General features: G+C 70.1%; 12 protein-coding genes and 1 pseudogene. 7 read left to right on the top strand and 6 right to left on the bottom strand.

Annotated features, from left to right (window positions below):
• Positions 1-166 precede the first annotated feature (166 nt).
• Both ctaD and ABZ904_RS26495 read left to right on the top strand, forming a co-directional pair.
• Positions 167-1,840, top strand: a complete 1,674-nt coding sequence (gene ctaD / locus ABZ904_RS26500; protein ID WP_359402490.1) for a cytochrome c oxidase subunit I — start codon at positions 167-169, stop codon at positions 1,838-1,840.
• On the top strand, positions 1,837-2,226 hold the full coding sequence (locus ABZ904_RS26495; RefSeq protein ID WP_359402493.1) for a cytochrome c oxidase subunit 4: 390 nt from the start codon (positions 1,837-1,839) through the stop codon (positions 2,224-2,226). The genes ctaD and ABZ904_RS26495 overlap by 4 nt, the downstream gene beginning before the upstream one ends.
• Here the strand turns inward: ABZ904_RS26495 and ABZ904_RS26490 are convergent.
• The gene (locus ABZ904_RS26490) at positions 2,156-3,664 is read right to left on the bottom strand and encodes a ubiquinol-cytochrome c reductase cytochrome b subunit (RefSeq protein WP_361825910.1); all 1,509 of its coding nucleotides are present in this window, start codon (positions 3,662-3,664) and stop codon (positions 2,156-2,158) included. The two genes, ABZ904_RS26495 and ABZ904_RS26490, sit on opposite strands and share 71 nt — an antisense overlap.
• Positions 3,665-4,053: 389 nt before the next feature.
• On the opposite strand from ABZ904_RS26490, the gene ABZ904_RS26485 reads away from it, so the two are divergent.
• Positions 4,054-4,794 (top strand): class I SAM-dependent methyltransferase, encoded by a 741-nt coding sequence (locus ABZ904_RS26485; protein WP_361825868.1) that lies wholly within the window; start codon positions 4,054-4,056, stop codon positions 4,792-4,794.
• A gap of 39 nt (positions 4,795-4,833) precedes the next feature.
• Here the strand turns inward: ABZ904_RS26485 and ABZ904_RS26480 are convergent, their stop codons facing one another.
• A complete protein-coding gene (locus tag ABZ904_RS26480) occupies positions 4,834-5,256 on the bottom strand; it encodes a secondary thiamine-phosphate synthase enzyme YjbQ (protein WP_360994050.1) in 423 nt (140 codons plus the stop codon).
• Between the two features lie 184 nt (positions 5,257-5,440).
• On the opposite strand from ABZ904_RS26480, the gene ABZ904_RS26475 reads away from it, so the two are divergent.
• Complete coding sequence (locus ABZ904_RS26475; RefSeq protein WP_361825866.1) at positions 5,441-6,532, top strand: NAD(P)-binding domain-containing protein; 1,092 nt, start codon at positions 5,441-5,443, stop codon at positions 6,530-6,532.
• Between the two features lie 63 nt (positions 6,533-6,595).
• Here ABZ904_RS26475 and mltG read toward each other — a convergent pair whose 3' ends face one another.
• Both mltG and ABZ904_RS26465 read right to left on the bottom strand, forming a co-directional pair.
• Positions 6,596-7,435: an endolytic transglycosylase MltG gene (mltG, locus tag ABZ904_RS26470; protein ID WP_359402505.1), complete on the bottom strand. Its 840-nt coding sequence runs from the start codon at positions 7,433-7,435 to the stop codon at positions 6,596-6,598.
• A 43-nt stretch (positions 7,436-7,478) separates the two neighbouring features.
• Positions 7,479-9,281 carry an ABC transporter ATP-binding protein gene (locus ABZ904_RS26465; protein ID WP_359402508.1) on the bottom strand — a complete coding sequence of 601 codons (1,803 nt, stop codon included), beginning with the start codon at positions 9,279-9,281 and terminating at the stop codon, positions 7,479-7,481.
• Between the two features lie 139 nt (positions 9,282-9,420).
• Between ABZ904_RS26465 and ABZ904_RS26460 the strand changes: the two genes are divergently transcribed.
• Positions 9,421-9,891: a MarR family transcriptional regulator gene (locus ABZ904_RS26460; protein WP_359402511.1), complete on the top strand. Its 471-nt coding sequence runs from the start codon at positions 9,421-9,423 to the stop codon at positions 9,889-9,891.
• 69 nt (positions 9,892-9,960) lie between these two features.
• Here the strand turns inward: ABZ904_RS26460 and ABZ904_RS26455 are convergent.
• Positions 9,961-10,327: pseudogene (locus tag ABZ904_RS26455) on the bottom strand (peptide-N4-asparagine amidase); the annotation flags it as partial.
• A 49-nt stretch (positions 10,328-10,376) separates the two neighbouring features.
• Positions 10,377-11,084 (bottom strand): hypothetical protein, encoded by a 708-nt coding sequence (locus ABZ904_RS26450; protein WP_360994062.1) that lies wholly within the window; start codon positions 11,082-11,084, stop codon positions 10,377-10,379.
• A 305-nt stretch (positions 11,085-11,389) separates the two neighbouring features.
• Between ABZ904_RS26450 and ABZ904_RS26445 the strand changes: the two genes are divergently transcribed.
• Complete coding sequence (locus tag ABZ904_RS26445; protein WP_359402517.1) at positions 11,390-13,300, top strand: ABC transporter ATP-binding protein; 1,911 nt, start codon at positions 11,390-11,392, stop codon at positions 13,298-13,300.
• The gene (locus ABZ904_RS26440; protein ID WP_360994068.1) at positions 13,297-15,111 is read left to right on the top strand and encodes an ABC transporter ATP-binding protein; all 1,815 of its coding nucleotides are present in this window, start codon (positions 13,297-13,299) and stop codon (positions 15,109-15,111) included. Before ABZ904_RS26445 ends, ABZ904_RS26440 begins: the two co-directional genes overlap by 4 nt.
• Positions 15,112-15,162 lie beyond the last annotated feature (51 nt).

The following is a 15,162-nucleotide window of genomic DNA, read 5'->3' as shown; positions in this document are numbered from 1 at the left end:
GCGGGCGGTCGAACCGCGCGGCCTGATGCCCGGGCGGCCCCGCACCAGAACCCCTTCGTCATCACGACCGGTTTCCGGCCGGTGCGACCGGGCACCCGTGGGGCGCTCACGCGCCGCCCTGACACGTCACGGGGAGTGACACGGCGGGGGCCCGTGGAGGAGGACGATGACGGAACTGTCGGAACGCACCGCCGCCACCCGACGCGGAGCCACCGCCACGTCCTCTCTCGGACGGGCGCTGCTGCGCTGGACCACGACGACCGATCACAAGGTGATCGGCAGGCTGTACATGGTCACCGCGTTCTGCTTCTTCCTCTTCGCGGGACTCCTGGCCATGGCCATGCGGGCCGAACTCGCCCGTCCGGGACTGCAGTTCATGTCCGAGGAGACATACAACCAGCTTTTCACCGTGCACGGCACGGTGATGATGCTGCTGTTCGCGACGCCCATGTTCGCCGGATTCGCCAACGCGGTCATGCCCCTGCAGATCGGCGCCCCGGACGTGGCCTTCCCGCGTCTGAACGCCCTGTCGTACTGGATGTACCTGTTCGGCGGGCTGATGGTCGTCTCCGGCTTCGTGGTGCCCGGCGGCGCCGCGTCGTTCGGGTGGTTCGCCTACGCCCCGCTCAACAGCGCCTACCGCACCCCCGGCGCCGGCGGCGACCTGTGGGTGATGGGACTCGTGGTGACGGGCGTGTCGACGACGCTCGGCGCGGTCAACTTCATCGCCACCATCATGTGTCTGCGCGCACCGGGCATGACGATGTTCCGGCTGCCGATCTTCACCTGGAACATCCTGTTCACCTCGATCCTGGTGCTGCCGGCGTTCCCCGTGCTCACCGCCGCGCTGCTGGCCCTTGAGGCCGACCGCAAGTTCGGCGCGCACATCTTCGACGCGACGAACGGCGGCGCCATCCTGTGGCAGCACCTGTTCTGGTTCTTCGGGCATCCCGAGGTCTACATCGTCGCGCTGCCCTTCTTCGGGATCGTCACGGAGATCATCCCGGTGTTCTCGCGCAAGCCGTTGTTCGGCTATGTGCCGCTGATCGGCGCGACCATCGCGATCACGATGCTCTCCGCGGTCGTATGGGCCCACCACATGTTCGCCACCGGTGCCGTGCTGCTGCCGTTCTTCTCCCTGATGTCGTTCCTGATCGCGGTCCCGACCGGGATCAAGTTCTTCGCCTGGATCGGCACGATGCACCGGGGGTCGCTGTCGTTCGAGACACCGATGCTGTGGGTGTTCGGTTTCCTGGTGTCGTTCCTGCTCGGTGGTCTGAGCGGTGTGATCATCGCGTCCCCGCCGCTCGACTTCCACGTCACCGACTCGTACTTCATCGTGGCGCACCTGCACTATGTGCTCTTCGGCACCGTGGTCTTCGCGATGTTCGCCGGGTTCTACTTCTGGTGGCCCAAGTTCACCGGACGGATGCTCGACGAACGCCTGGGCAAGCTGCACTTCTGGCTGCTGTTCCCCGGCTTCCAGCTGACCTTCCTGGTGCAGCACTGGCTCGGCGCGGAGGGCATGCCCCGCCGCTATGCCGACTATCTGCCCGCCGACGGCTTCACCCTGCTCAACACGCTGTCGTCCTCGGGGGCGTTCCTGCTCGGCATCTCCACGCTGCCGTTCCTGTACAACGTCTGGCACACCGCCCGGTACGGCGAGCAGGTCACGGAGGACGACCCCTGGGGGTACGGACGCGGGCTCGAGTGGGTGACGTCCTGCCCGCCGCCGCGGCACAACTTCGTGGCCCTGCCCCGGGTACGGTCCAACTCTCCCGCCTTCGACCTGCACCATCCCGAGATCGTCCGTCAGGCGGCGCAGGAGGAACTGCGATGAAGGTCGAGGCACTGCTGTTCGCCGGCGTCGCCGTGTTCTTCGCTGCGGCCGCCGCACTCTACGGCGCATGGTCGGGCGAACCGGCCGGCACCGCGGTGCTGATCGTCGCCTTCGGTATGGCCGCGGTGGTCTCCTTCTTCTGCGCGGTGCAGTACCGGCGCCGCGGGACCCGCCCCCAGGACCGCAAGGAGGCCGAGGTGGCGGACGCGGCGGGCCCTGTGGAGTTCTTCCCGGCCCACAGTCCGTGGCCCGTGGTCACCGCGCTCGGCTTCGCCGTCACCGCCCTGGGCGTGGTCTACGGGCTGTGGCTGTTCCTCATCGGCGTCGGGGTGCTGGCGCGGGGCGTTCTTGGTCTGGTGTTCCAGTACGCGATCCGGGAGGACTGAGCGGCCTGCGAGGCCCTCCGGGCCGGAACCGTCGCACCGGCCGGTGATCGCTCTCGTAGCCGCCCTCCACGGTCTGGCGCACCTCCCCGGTTGCCACGCCTTCGGTCAGACGCTGCTGCTCCGCCTCCAGTAGGGCGTGGCACAGCCACCGGGTGAGGAGGAAGGCGACGACGGGCCCCACCACCAGGGCGATCCGCAGGATCCACGTCAGGGCGTTCAGTGAGATCCGGAAGACGGCCGCTGAGACGTCGTTGCCGCCGGCCAGCAGCAGGACACCGTAGAAGACGATTCCCGCGAAGCCGAGCCCGGTGCGCACGGGACGCTCCCTGGGCCGGTCGCACAGGTGCTGCTCCACGTGCCACTCCCCCGTCAGGCGCTGCTCGACGAACGGGTAGAGGTACAGGACGAGGAAGAGCAGCGCGGGCAGGACGACCGCCGGCAGCAGCACGTTCCACATGATCGTGTGGCCTGCGATGTTCGTCTCCCAGGGCGGTACGAGCCGCAGCGCGCCCTCCAGGAAGCCGACGTACCAGTCGGGCTGCGAGCCCGTCGACGCCTGGTCGGGGCGGTAGGGCCCGTAGACCCACACGGGGTTGATCTGGGCGAGCCCGCCGAGCAGGGCCATGACGCCGGCGACCGTGAAGGACAGGCCCATCGAGGACGCCATGAACTGCGGGAAGAGCGGCTTGCCGACCACGTTCCGGTTGGTTCTGCCCGGTCCGCGCCACTGGGTGTGCTTCAGATAGAAGACGAGGATGAGGTGCACGGTCAGCAGAGCGATCAACGCCCCCGGCAGGAGCAGGATGTGCATGCCGTACAGCCGGGAGATGAAGTCCTCGCCGGGGAACTGGGATCCGAACACGAGCATGCTCACGTACGTCCCGACGACCGGCAGGGACAGCATGATGCCCTGAGCGATGCGCAGACCGGTACCGGAGAGCAGGTCGTCGGGGAGCGAGTAGCCCGCGAAGCCCTCGGCCAGGGCGAGGACGAGGAGTGTGACGCCGATGACCCAGTTGATCTCCCGGGGCCTGCGGAAGGCGCCGGTGAAGAAGATCCGAAACAGATGCACTCCGATCGCGGCGACGAACACCAGTGCCGCCCAGTGGTGCATCTGACGCATGAGGAGCCCGCCCCGCACGTCGAAGCTGATGTGCAGGGTCGAGTCGAAGGCCGCGGACATACGGATACCGCGCAGTGGCACATACCGGCCGTGATAGACGACCTCGCGCATCTCCGGCTTGAAGAAGAACGTCAGCCAGACGCCGGTCAGGACGAGGATCACCAGGCTGTACAGCGCGATCTCACCGAGGAGGAACGACCAGTGCTCCGGGAAGGCCTTGCGCAGCAGTCGTCCGCCCTCCAGCACGGGCAGCCGCGCATCCGCCGCGTCGGCGAGCCGTTCTCCCGGGCGGACGGCCCCGGGCGTGCCCGGCAAGGCCGGTGACCGGCGCTCGCTCTTCACGATGCTTCCGTCTCGCCGCCTGCGGGTACCTCACCGCGGTCCGGGTCCACGAACGCCTCCTTCTGCCGCCGCGCGACGGCCGCTCCCTGCCATCCCTTGCCCTCCGTCCGGCGGACAAGTACCCCCTCGCCGCGAAACACTCGCGCGCCGCGGGCGCTGCACTCGTTCGGATGGGCCCGGGGCGCGCCTGTGTGGGTGACCGGCCGTCACGTCGCCGTCGGGGGCCTGCCTCGGTACCCGTGCTCCCGGACCGGACGGCGTGCCCAGGGATCTGCACCCGGCCCTCGGACCGGGTACTCGGAACGTCGGTGGAAGGTAATTGCGTCGACAGCGGCCGGCTGCGCCCGGCAAAGTACTGGCTTGTGACGAGCAGTGAGCTGTGGACCCGTGCGACGGCCGACCGCTACGACGCCGAGGAGAACGAGATGTCCTCGGACGCCGTCCTCGGGCCGACTCTCGCCTTCCTCGCCGAACTCGCCGAAGGCGGCCGGGCGCTTGAGTTCGCCATCGGAACCGGACGAGTGGGCGTCCCGCTCAGGGAACGCGGCGTGCCCGTGGTGGGCATCGAGTTCTCCGAGCACATGGCGGCGGTCCTACGGCAGAAGATCGACGAGGACACGCTGCCGGTCACCATCGGGGACATGGCCAGGACCGTCGTGCCCGGCGAGTTCACCCTGGTCTATCTCGTCTACAACACCATCTCCAACCTGCTGACCCAGGACGAGCAGGTCGAGTGCTTCCGCAACGCCGCCCGTCACCTGAGTCCCGGCGGCCGGTTCGTCATCGAACTGGGCGTGCCGCCGCTGCGGACCCTGCCGCCCGGGCAGACCGCCGTGGCGTTCGACGTCTCCGAGCGGCACCTCGGCTTCGACACTTTCGACCTGGTCGAGCAGATCCTCGTCTCCCATCACCTCACCCGCGACGGCGATGACGGCCGCTACCGCCGCGACAGCTCCCGGCACCGGTACGCGTGGCCCGCCGAGCTCGACCTGATGGCACGGATCGCGGGGCTCGAGCTGGAGCGGCGCGTCGCGGACTGGGACGGGACGCCGTTCACCCAGGACTCCGCCAAGCACATCTCCGTGTGGCGCAAGCCGGTCTGAGAGCGCCCCGCTCCAGCCCGAGTCGCGGCGGCACCAGGGCTAAGCGAGGAACGACAAACGGACCTGACGGCTGGGATTGTCCCTGTTCGTGTCCACCAGGCAGACCGACTGCCAGGTCCCGAGTTCCAGTCGGCCGCCGATGACCGGCAGGGTCGCATGCGGCGGCACGAGTGCCGGGACGACGTGGTCCCGGCCGTGGCCTGAGCTGCCGTGACGGTGCTGCCAGCGGTCGTCGGCCGGGAGCAGGGTGTGCAGCGCTGCCAGGAGGTCGTCGTCGCTGCCGGAACCCGTTTCGATGACGGCCACGCCGGCCGTGGCGTGCGGGACGAAGACGTTCAGGAGGCCGTCCCTGCCTCGGGCCGCGTCGCGGAGGAAGGCCTCACACTCTCGGGTGAGATCGACGACCGTTTCCGAGGAACCGGAGGCGACGTTCAGGACACGGGTGCTGAAGGCATCGGACATGTCTCCATCCTGACCCATCCGAACGCGCTCACACCCGTGCCGGCCGTCCGCGCCGAGGTACGGAGGGTCCCGGCCGACGCGCCGCCCGCGTTCACCAGGGGGCGCCGACGGGCCCGCACCACGGCTCCGCGAGCGCCCACGGAACGCAGGGAAGATCCGCGGCCCCGGGACGGTTGGTGGAAACGTGAACGACACCGGGATACGCGACGTCGACGTCGTCGTCATAGGCGCTGGTCAGGCGGGACTGTCCAGCGCCTATCACCTGCGGCACACGGGTTTTGAGCCGGACCGTGACTTCGTGGTCCTCGACCACTCCCCCGCTCCCGGCGGTGCCTGGCAGTTCCGCTGGCCCTCGCTGACCTACGGCAAGGTGCACGGGATGCACGCGCTGCCCGGCATGGAGCTGACGGACGCCGACCCGGCCCGGCCGTCCTCCGAGGTCATCGGCGCGTACTTCGACACCTATGAGCACACGTTCGACCTGCGGGTGCGACGGCCGGTCGACGTCCGGGCCGTGCACGAGGGCACGAACGGGCGGCTGCTCGTCGAGACCTCGGCCGGTACCTGGTCGACACGGGCGCTGATCAACGCCACGGGCACCTGGGACCGGCCCTTCTGGCCGCGCTACCCGGGCCAGGAGACCTTCCGGGGCCGGCAGCTGCACACCGCCCAGTACCCGGGGCCCGAGGAGTTCGCCGGTCAACGGGTGATCGTCGTCGGCGGCGGCGCGTCCGGCACCCAGCATCTGATGGAGATCGCCCCGTACGCCGCCGCGACGACGTGGGTGACGCGGCGTCCGCCCGTTTTCCGCGAGGGTCCGTTCAACGAGGAGCTGGGGCGGGCGGCCGTGGCGCTCGTGGAGGAGCGGGTGCGGCAGGGGCTGCCGCCGAGGAGTGTGGTCTCGGTGACCGGTCTGCCGCTCAACGAGGCCATCCGGCAGGCGATCGCCGACGGTGTCCTGGACCGGCAGCCGATGTTCGACCGGATCGTGCCGGACGGCGTGGAGTGGGAGAACGGGCGGCACGTGGACGCCGATGTGATCCTGTGGGCGACCGGCTTCCGGGCGGCGATCGACCACCTCACGCCGCTGCGGCTGCGCGGACCGGGCGGCGGCATTCGGGTCGAGGGCACCCGGGTGGCTTCCGACGCGCGGATCCATCTCGTCGGATACGGCCCCTCGGCCAGCACCGTCGGCGCCAACCGCGCGGGGCGTGCGGCGGTGCGGGACATCAGGCGGCTTCTGGCGTTTGAGCCGGTCGGGGAGAGCGCGGCGTGACCACCGCGGCCGTCGCGGGCCGCGCTCGTATCGCCCGGGCGGCGGTTCCCCGGCTTCGTACCGTCAGTTCGACCCGGAACCCGCGGCGCGCAGACGGTTGAACTCCTCGACGTTGCGCAGGTGCTCCTCGTAGCTCGCCGAGAACCGGGTGTCGCCCGGTTTGACCGTGACGAAGAACAGCCAGTCGCCCGGCGTCGGGTTGAGCGCCGCGCGGATCGCCTCCGAGCCAGGGTTGGCGATCGGCGTCGGCGGCAGGCCCATGTGCCGGTACGAGTTGTAGGGACTGTTGATCTTCGTGTCGGCCGTGGTGGTGTTCAGCGTGAAGCGGTCCATCGCGTAGTTGAGGGTGGAGTCCATCTGCAGCGGCATGCCGCGCGCGAGGCGGTTGAAGATGACCCGGGCCACCTTTCGCATGTCCTGCGGAGTCGCGGCCTCCGACTGCACGATGCTCGCGATGGTGACGGTCCGGTAGAAGGTCATCCCGCTGCTCTGCGCACCGGCGGCGATCGTGCCGCCACTGAACCTCTTGTTCGCGGTGTCGACCATGTACTGCAGAACGGACTCGGGAGACTCGTTCCGGTGGATCGGATACGTGGCCGGAAAGAGGTACCCCTCCGGGTTGCCCTGCGCGTCGTGCGGCAGCTTGAGGTGGGCCTTGGCAAGGGACTTCCGGGTGGAGCCCGGAGGCAGCCCGAGAGCCTTGTCCACCGCCCGGAAGACCTGGCCGGCACGCCAGCCCTCCGGGATGACGAGGGAGGTGCTCCGGCTCTCCTCGTCGCTCTGCAGAATCAGCAGCGGCACCGCTACGCCGGCCGCGACGAGGACGGCCGCGCTCGCGACCAGGATGGCCAGGCGGTGGCGCTGCAGTCGGTTCGGCTTCCCTGACGGAGTGTTCGCGTCCATGCGGGCACGGTAACCCGACAGAGGCCCCAAACCCGACATATCGTCATCTTGTCGTCTCCAATTGGGCGTCTCGGCGGACCAGGGCCGCGTAGCGTCCGTCCAGCTCCAGCAGCTCCTCGTGCGTCCCCCTTTCGAGCGTGCGCCCGGTGTCGAGGACGACGATCTGGTCGGCACCCCGGACGGTGGACAGCCGGTGGGCGATGGTGATGGTCGTCCGGTCGGCCGACAGCGCGTCGATGGCCTCCTGCACCGCGTGCTCGGTACGTGTGTCCAGCGCGCTGGTCGCCTCGTCCAGGATGAGGACGGGCGGGTCCCGCAGGATGGTCCGGGCGATGGCGAGCCGCTGCTTCTCACCGCCGGAGAAGCGGTGGCCCCGTTCGCCGACGACCGTGTCGTACCCGTCGGGCAGAGCGGCGATGTGGTCGTGGATCTGGGCCGCCTTCGCTGCCGCGTACAGCTCCTCGTCGGTGGCGTCGGGCTTGGCGAAGCGCAGATTGTCGGCGACCGAGGCGTGGAAGAGGTAGGTCTCCTGGGAGACCACGCCGATCCCGCGGGCCAGCGTGTCGAAGTCCAGGTCCCGCACGTCGACTCCGTCGAGTGTGACCCGTCCGCCCGTCACGTCGTACAGCCGCGGCACCAGATAGCTGAGCGTCGACTTCCCGGAGCCGGTGGGCCCGACCACGGCGAGACTGCCGCCCGCCGGGACGGTGATGTCGATGTCCTCGAGTATCGGACCGCTCTTGTCGTCGTAGTGGAACTCGACTCCCTCGAAGCGGATCTCGCCCTTGACCCGGGCGAGACGGACGGGGTCGGCCGGTTCGTTGATGTCGATGGGCAGGTCGAGGTACTCGAAGATGCGCTGGAACAGCGCGAGCGAGGTCTGGATCTGCACGCCGGTGGACAGCAGGCTCACGGTCGGCCGGAACAGCCCCTGCTGGAGCGAGACGAACGCGACCAGCGTACCGATCGAGATGGACGGGCCGCCGAGTTGGAGTGCCATGCCCGCGGTCCAGTAGATGACGGCGGGCATCGCGGCCATGACGATGGTGATGACGGCCATACGCCACCGGCCGGCCATGCTCGACTTCACCTCGAGGTCGACGAGGCTCTCGGACTCGTCCTCGAAGGACTTGGTGAGCGAGTCGGCCCGGCCCATGGTGCGACCGAGCAGGATGCCGCTGACGGAGAGCGACTCGGTGACAGTGGCGGCCATGGCGGCCATCTGCTTCTGGCGCTGCGTGGCGATCTTCTTGCGTTCGTTGCCGACGCGGCGGCTGATCCACACGAACACCGGAAGCAGGAGCAGCGACACCACGGTGAGCCGCCAGTCGAGGGCGACCATCGCGACGATCGTGGCGACCACGCTGGTGAGGTTGGAGACCAGGGAGGTCGCGGTGGAGGTGACGGTCGCCTGCATGCCGCCGATGTCGTTGGCGATGCGGGACTGGACCTCCCCGGTGCGGGTGCGGGTGAAGAAGGCCAGCGACATGCGCTGCAGTCGCCCGTAGACGGCGGTACGCAGGTCGTGCATGACGCGCTGGCCGACCGTGGTGGAGATCAAGGTCTGCAGCACACCGAAGACGCTGGTGACGACGGCGCTCGCGATCATGCCGAGCGCGAGCAGGCTGAGCAGGCCGGTGCGGCCCTGAGGGATGGCGGTGTCGAGGATCGCCTTGAGCAGGAACGGCGTGGCGACGGAGACCAGCGACGCGGCGCCGACCAGCAGGCCGACGATCGCGAGCCTGCCTCGGTACGGTTTGAACAGCTTCAGGATGCGGCGAACCTGCCGGGGCTGATCCGGCCGGCCGCCGGGTGACGGGGTCCAGGTGGGTCGATCGGGATGCATGGGCTCCTACGGTGGTGAGGTGGCGTCCCGGGAAGCGGACGCGAGGGCTGCCGGAAAGCATGGAGGAACCGGCGACTTACGGATCCTAGCTCATTGTTACCTATGCTCATAATGAGCGGCGCCCTGATATTGTTCCCGTATGACCACCCCAGATCCCGACGGCCTCCTCGCCGAGCAACTGCTGCGGCTCACCCGCCGGGTGCACCGGATCCAGAAACGCCATCTGGAGCAGTGCGACCTGGGCATCACACCGGCCCAGTCCCGGCTTCTGCGCACCCTGGCGCACTTCGGCTCCCCGCCTCGCATGGCGGATCTCGCCGAGCGCCTCGAGGTGGTGCCCCGCGCGGTGACATCGCTGGTCGACGGGCTGGAGGCGAACGGCATGGTGCGCCGGGTGCCCGACCCCTCCAATCGACGGGTGATCCGGATCGAGGTCACGGAGACGGGCCGCCAGGCGCTGCGCGAACTACGTGGCGCGCGCAGGTCCGCCGCTCAGGAGATCCTGGCTCCACTGACCGAGGAGCAGCGTGAGGTGTTCGACGGTCTGCTCACCACCTTGATCGACGGCGGCGACGCCACGGCCGCGTCCTCTCTGAAGCCGCCCTGCTGACGAGGGGGTCACCGTCGACAGCAGGGCATTCATCTGCACCACGCCCCGCAGGGCGCCTGGACGCAGGGTTCAGCAGCCGTCGCGGTCTTCGGTGAGCGCTCCCTGAACTGTCGTCAGTCTCCGGGTGCAGCAGTCGTCCGAGCCGTACAGCCGGTAGCGCTCGCTCGCCGTACGGACCGCGTGCCCCTGATTGCGCGGACGTTGGCCATGTACGTCGCGTCCCCGGTGCAGGTGCCCTCGAGCCGCGACCACGTCGTGCGCGCGTTGACGCGGGTCTCGGCGACCGTTGCCAGGTCACCGAGCGTCAGAGGGTGCGCAGCCGGCCGTCGACGCCCAGTGTCGTGGTGCCGTTCATCGTGTACGTGCGATGGGTGCGGGCCGTCCGGGCCGGGCCGCGCCCGTCGACGCGAAGCGACTCGTCGTCCGTCCAGGCGGATGCGCGGCCGGGACCGCACCGTCGCGGTACCGGCGCTCCAGCAGGGCGCCTACGCCCGCAGGTTCGCCCTGTCCCCCATCACCACCACGGGACGCCGGTCCGGGTCGAGCGTCTGCAACAGGTACTCCATACCGGACTCGGGCAGGGTGACACAGGCCGCCGTCCCGTCGCCGTGGTCCACATGGAGCCAGATGCCACCGCCCCTGTCGGATCCGCCGGGGCGGATCGGATCGGACGGCGGGGTACCCGGGCGCCGGTTGTAGTCCATGGCGATGACGTAGTCGAAGTCGCTCCGGTGCGCCTCGCCCCAGTTCGCCGGAACCGCGTAGGACACCGAGTTCTGGTCGTACGGCAGCATTGCGCCGGGATCGTCGCGTACACCGCCGGCGTCGCTGAGGGTGAACACACCGACGGGGCTGCGCAGGTCGCCCTCATAGTGGTCCGTGGTCCACCCCTCCCTGCCGTTGTGCCCCGCCCAGCGACCGGCCTCGGACCAGGCGTCACCGTCCTTCACGTAGTACACGATCGCGGAGTCCGGCGAGTCCCTGCCGTCTCCGTAGACCACCAGCGCCTGGCGGCTGCCGTCCGGGATACGCCGGTACAGGTGGTCGCCGACTCCTGGGATACGTCCTAGGTCGACTGCGGAAGCAGGCGGTTCCGCCGTGGCGGCCGGCGGCCCCGCGGCCCTGTTCGGCAGTCGTCCGCCGTGCTGCCGGTCCCCCTCCGCACCCGAACCCCCGCACGCCGACAGGGACATCAGGAGCACACCACCGGCCGCACCCACAACTCGCGAGCGCCCGCACGGTGCACACCATCCCTTCATATAAAGAATATAGTCACACTATTTGATGCCAAATCATGTATACCTAAGGGCTGTCCCGCCCGTGTGTCGCGCCCGGGGTGGGCCGGTACTCACCCGTCGGGCCGGAAAACCGTTTGCCTCCGGCCGCAACACGGGCGACCCTTTCACGGTTTGTACGGCCATTCGCGGACGCTCGTAGGCGCTGCCCCCGCCTCCGCACCCTGGCCCGATCCATCCGTGACACGAGCCACTGGGACGTCATGCAGATTCGAGACCTTCCGTATCCCGACCCAGGTGTGCCGGACGCGCGCTCGGGTCCCCGGTTCCTGTGGTGGCTCGGCCGCAACCAACTGGGCGGACAGCTCAAGTCCCTCGCGTGGGGGCTGCTGCACTTCCTGTCCGTGTGCGGGCTGCCGTTCTGCGTCGGCCTCGCCGTTCAGGCCGTGGTCGATCGCTCGGGCGCGCGGCTCGTCCAGACCGGCGGGCTGCTGCTGTTGTGCGGGGTGGGTATCGCGGTGGGCGACCTGATGCTGCACCGCACCGCGGTCACCAACTGGATCACCGCGGCCGCACGGGTCCAGCAGCTCCTGGCCCGCAGAACGGCGGAACTCGGCTCCGCGCTGACCCGCCGCGTCGCGGCCGGCGAGGTCGTCGCGGTGTCCACCGGGGACGTCGAGAAGATCGGCTGGTTCGTCGAGGCCGTCTCGCGCTTCAGCGCCGCCGCGCTCACCGTCGTGGCGGTCTGCGTCGCGCTCGTCGTCTACCAGCCCGCACTCGGCGTGGTGGTCGCGGTGGGCGTGCCCGCGCTGGCACTGGCCGTCCTGCCGCTGCTGCCCCGGGCGACCCGGCGTGCCGACACTCAGCGGGAGAAGGCGGGACGCGCCACCGAACTGGCCTCGGACACTGTCGCGGGCCTCCGTGTACTGCGCGGCATCGGTGGCGAGGAACTCTTCCTCGACCGCTACCGGAGGGCCTCACAGGACGTGCGAACCGCAGCGGTGCGCAGCGCCCGGATGTGGTCGCTGATCGCGGCGGTCCAGGTGCTGCTGCCGGGGCTGCTGATGATCGCGGTCGTCTGGCGCGGTGTGCACCTGGCGCAGGAGGGCCGGATCGCCGTCGGCGAGCTGGTCACCGTGTACAGCGCCGTCATGCTGCTCACCTATCCCCTGCAGCACTTCCAGGAGATCGCCATGGCGTACTCCTTCTCACGGCCGTCGGCCCGGCGCGCGGCCCGGGTGCTCTCACTGGAACGCGCCATGGACTCGGCGGGCTCCCGCGAGGCGTACCAGCCGGCAGGGGATCTGTACGACCCGGCCACCGGGCTGCTCGCGCCCGCCGGGCAGCTGACCGCCGTGGTCTGCGGCGACCCGGACGCGGCGGGCGTGCTCGCCGAACGGCTGGGCGGGCACTCCGCCGAGGAGGGCGCCTCGGTGCTTCTGGGCGGCGTCCCGCTGGACGAACTCCCGCTCGACTCGGCCCGGACCGCCGTACTCGTCCAGGACAAGGATCCGGTGCTGCTGTCCGGTTCGCTGCGGGAACTGCTCGATGTGCCCGCCTCGGGCAAGGTCGGCGCCGAGGAGGCACTCACCGCGGCGCAGTGCGGCGACGTCCTGGAGGCGCTCACGCAGGGCTCGCCGACCGCTGCCGACCCGATGGACGCGCGGATCACCGAGCGCGGCCGGTCCCTGTCCGGCGGCCAGCGCCAGCGGCTCGCCCTTGCCCGGTCACTGATCACGGATCCCCAGGTGCTGGTCCTGGACGAACCGACGTCCGCGGTCGACTCGCACACCGAGGCCCGGATCGCCGAGGGGCTCCGGGAGCTGCGGGAGGGCCGCACGACGGTGGTGTTCACCTCGTCGCCCCTGGTCCTGGACCGTGCCGACCGCGTTGTGCTGGTGCACGAAGGCCAGGTCGCGGCCGTGGGCCTGCATCGCGAGCTGGTGCACGGCGACACCCGGTACCGAGCGGTGGTGACCCGCGAAACCGACGAAGAGACCGCGGCACGGAACGCCCTACCGGCCGACGAAGAACCGGCCGTCGACGTACTGGCCGATGACGTGCTGACCGATGACGTGCTGGCTGACGAAGCACGGATCGGAGGGGCACGGGCCGAAGAGGCACGGGCCCAAGACATGCTCGCCGAACTGGAAGAGATCGAGGAGACCGCATGACCGGCGTGGCGCCACCGGTGTACGACCCGGCGGCCCCGACGGTGGCGCATACGCTGCCCGTCGGCGCCCCGGAGACCGTCCGCTCGTACGTGGCCGAACTGTTCCGCCGGCACCGCCGGGCCTTCCTGCTGCTCATCGGCGTGAACACGGTCTCCGTCATCGCCTCGATGACGGGCCCCTACCTGCTCGGCGGACTCGTGGAACGCGTGTCGGACGGTACGCGGGAGCTCCACCTGGAACGCACCGCCGCCCTGTTCGTCCTCGCGCTCGCCGTTCAGGCCGTGTTCGTGCGGCTGGTGCGGCTGAACGGTGCCGTACTCGGCGAGCGGATGCTCGCCGACCTGCGGGAAGACTTCCTCGTACGGGCGGTGGGGCTGCCGCCGGGCGTGCTGGAGCGGGCGGGTACCGGTGATCTGCTGTCCCGGATCACCACTGACATCGACCGGCTCGCCAACGCGATGCGGGAGGCCGTGCCGCAGCTGGCGATCGGCGTGGTGTGGGTGCTGTTGCTGCTCGGCGGTCTGACGGTCACGGCTCCGCAGCTCGCCCCGGCCGTGCTGCTCGCCGTACCGCTGCTGGTGATCGGCTGCCGCTGGTACTTCAAGCGGGCTCCCTCGGCCTACCGCTCCGAGGCCGCCGGCTATGCCGCGGTGGCCGCCGTCCTCGCCGAGACCGTCGACGCGGGGCACACGATCGAGGCGCATCGTCTCGGCGACCGGCGCATCGCCCTCTCCGACCGGCGGGTCAAGGAGTGGACCGCCTGGGAGCGGTACACGCTGTGGCTGCGCTCGGTGCTCTTCCCGTTCATCAACATCACGCACGTCACGGTCCTGGCCTCGGTGCTGATGATCGGCGGGGTGTTCGTCCTGCACGGCTGGATCGGGGTCGGCCAGCTCACCACGAGCGCGCTGATCGCGCAGATGCTCGTCGATCCCGTGGGCCTGATCCTGCGGTGGTACGACGAGCTGCAGGTGGCCCAGGTGTCGCTGGCCCGGCTGGTCGGGGTCCGGGACATCGAGCCGGACGCGGGCGACACCTCACTGAGCCCCGACGGGCTGGACGTGGAGGCCGACGAGGTGCGCTTCGGCTACCGTGCCGGAGTCGATGTACTGCACCGGATCTCCCTGAAGGTGGCGCCCGGCACCCGGCTCGCTCTGGTGGGTCCCTCCGGGGCGGGCAAGTCCACGCTCGGCCGGCTGCTCGCCGGGATCTACGCACCGCGGGACGGCCGGATCACCCTCGGCGGCGCGGAACTGTCGCAGATGCCAGCCGAGCGCGTGCGCTCGCACGTTGCCCTGGTCAACCAGGAGCACCATGTCTTCGTGGGCTCCTTGCGGGACAACCTCCTGCTGGCCCTCCCGCACTCCCGTCTCCCCGCCGGCGGAGACTCCACCGACGCGGTCGACGCCCGGTTGTGGGCCGCGCTGGCCGCGGTCGACGCGGACGGCTGGGCCCGTGCCCTGGACGAGGGTTTGGACACCGAGGTGGGCTCAGGCGGGCTCGCGCTCACTCCCGCACAGGCGCAGCAGATCGCGCTGGCCCGGCTGGTGCTCGCCGACCCGCACACGCTGGTCCTGGACGAGGCCACCTCGCTCCTGGACCCGCGTGCGGCCCGTCATCTGGAGCGCTCGCTCTCCCGTGTGCTGGACGGGCGCACGGTCGTCGCCATCGCGCACCGGCTGCACACCGCGCACGACGCCGATGTCATCGCCGTCGTCGAGAACGGGCGGATCAGCGAGCTGGGCAGCCATGACGAGCTGGTCGCTGCGGACGGGGCGTACGCCGCGCTGTGGCGGTCCTGGCACGGCTGACGCGGCACCGGGCCGGGGGCAGGTCCGCGACCGGGCAGTCGGCGGCCTGCC

It is taken from the genome of Streptomyces sp. NPDC046900, from assembly GCF_040644975.1.
Lineage (GTDB): Bacteria > Actinomycetota > Actinomycetes > Streptomycetales > Streptomycetaceae > Streptomyces.
The sequence above is the reverse complement of the archived record's forward strand: the minus strand, read 5'-3'. Positions and strand labels throughout refer to the sequence as shown.

Excerpts from the sequence above, each read along its gene's own strand:
- ctaD (WP_359402490.1), top strand. The coding sequence starts at position 167 with ATGACGGAACTGTCGGAACGCACCGCCGCCACCCGACGCGGAGCCACC.
- ABZ904_RS26495 (WP_359402493.1), top strand. The coding sequence starts at position 1,837 with ATGAAGGTCGAGGCACTGCTGTTCGCCGGCGTCGCCGTGTTCTTCGCT.
- ABZ904_RS26480 (WP_360994050.1), bottom strand. The coding sequence starts at position 5,256 with ATGTCCGATGCCTTCAGCACCCGTGTCCTGAACGTCGCCTCCGGTTCC.
- mltG (WP_359402505.1), bottom strand. The coding sequence starts at position 7,435 with ATGGACGCGAACACTCCGTCAGGGAAGCCGAACCGACTGCAGCGCCAC.
- ABZ904_RS26465 (WP_359402508.1), bottom strand. The coding sequence starts at position 9,281 with ATGCATCCCGATCGACCCACCTGGACCCCGTCACCCGGCGGCCGGCCG.
- ABZ904_RS26460 (WP_359402511.1), top strand. The coding sequence starts at position 9,421 with ATGACCACCCCAGATCCCGACGGCCTCCTCGCCGAGCAACTGCTGCGG.
- ABZ904_RS26450 (WP_360994062.1), bottom strand. The coding sequence starts at position 11,084 with ATGTCCCTGTCGGCGTGCGGGGGTTCGGGTGCGGAGGGGGACCGGCAG.
- ABZ904_RS26445 (WP_359402517.1), top strand. The coding sequence starts at position 11,390 with ATGCAGATTCGAGACCTTCCGTATCCCGACCCAGGTGTGCCGGACGCG.
- ABZ904_RS26440 (WP_360994068.1), top strand. The coding sequence starts at position 13,297 with ATGACCGGCGTGGCGCCACCGGTGTACGACCCGGCGGCCCCGACGGTG.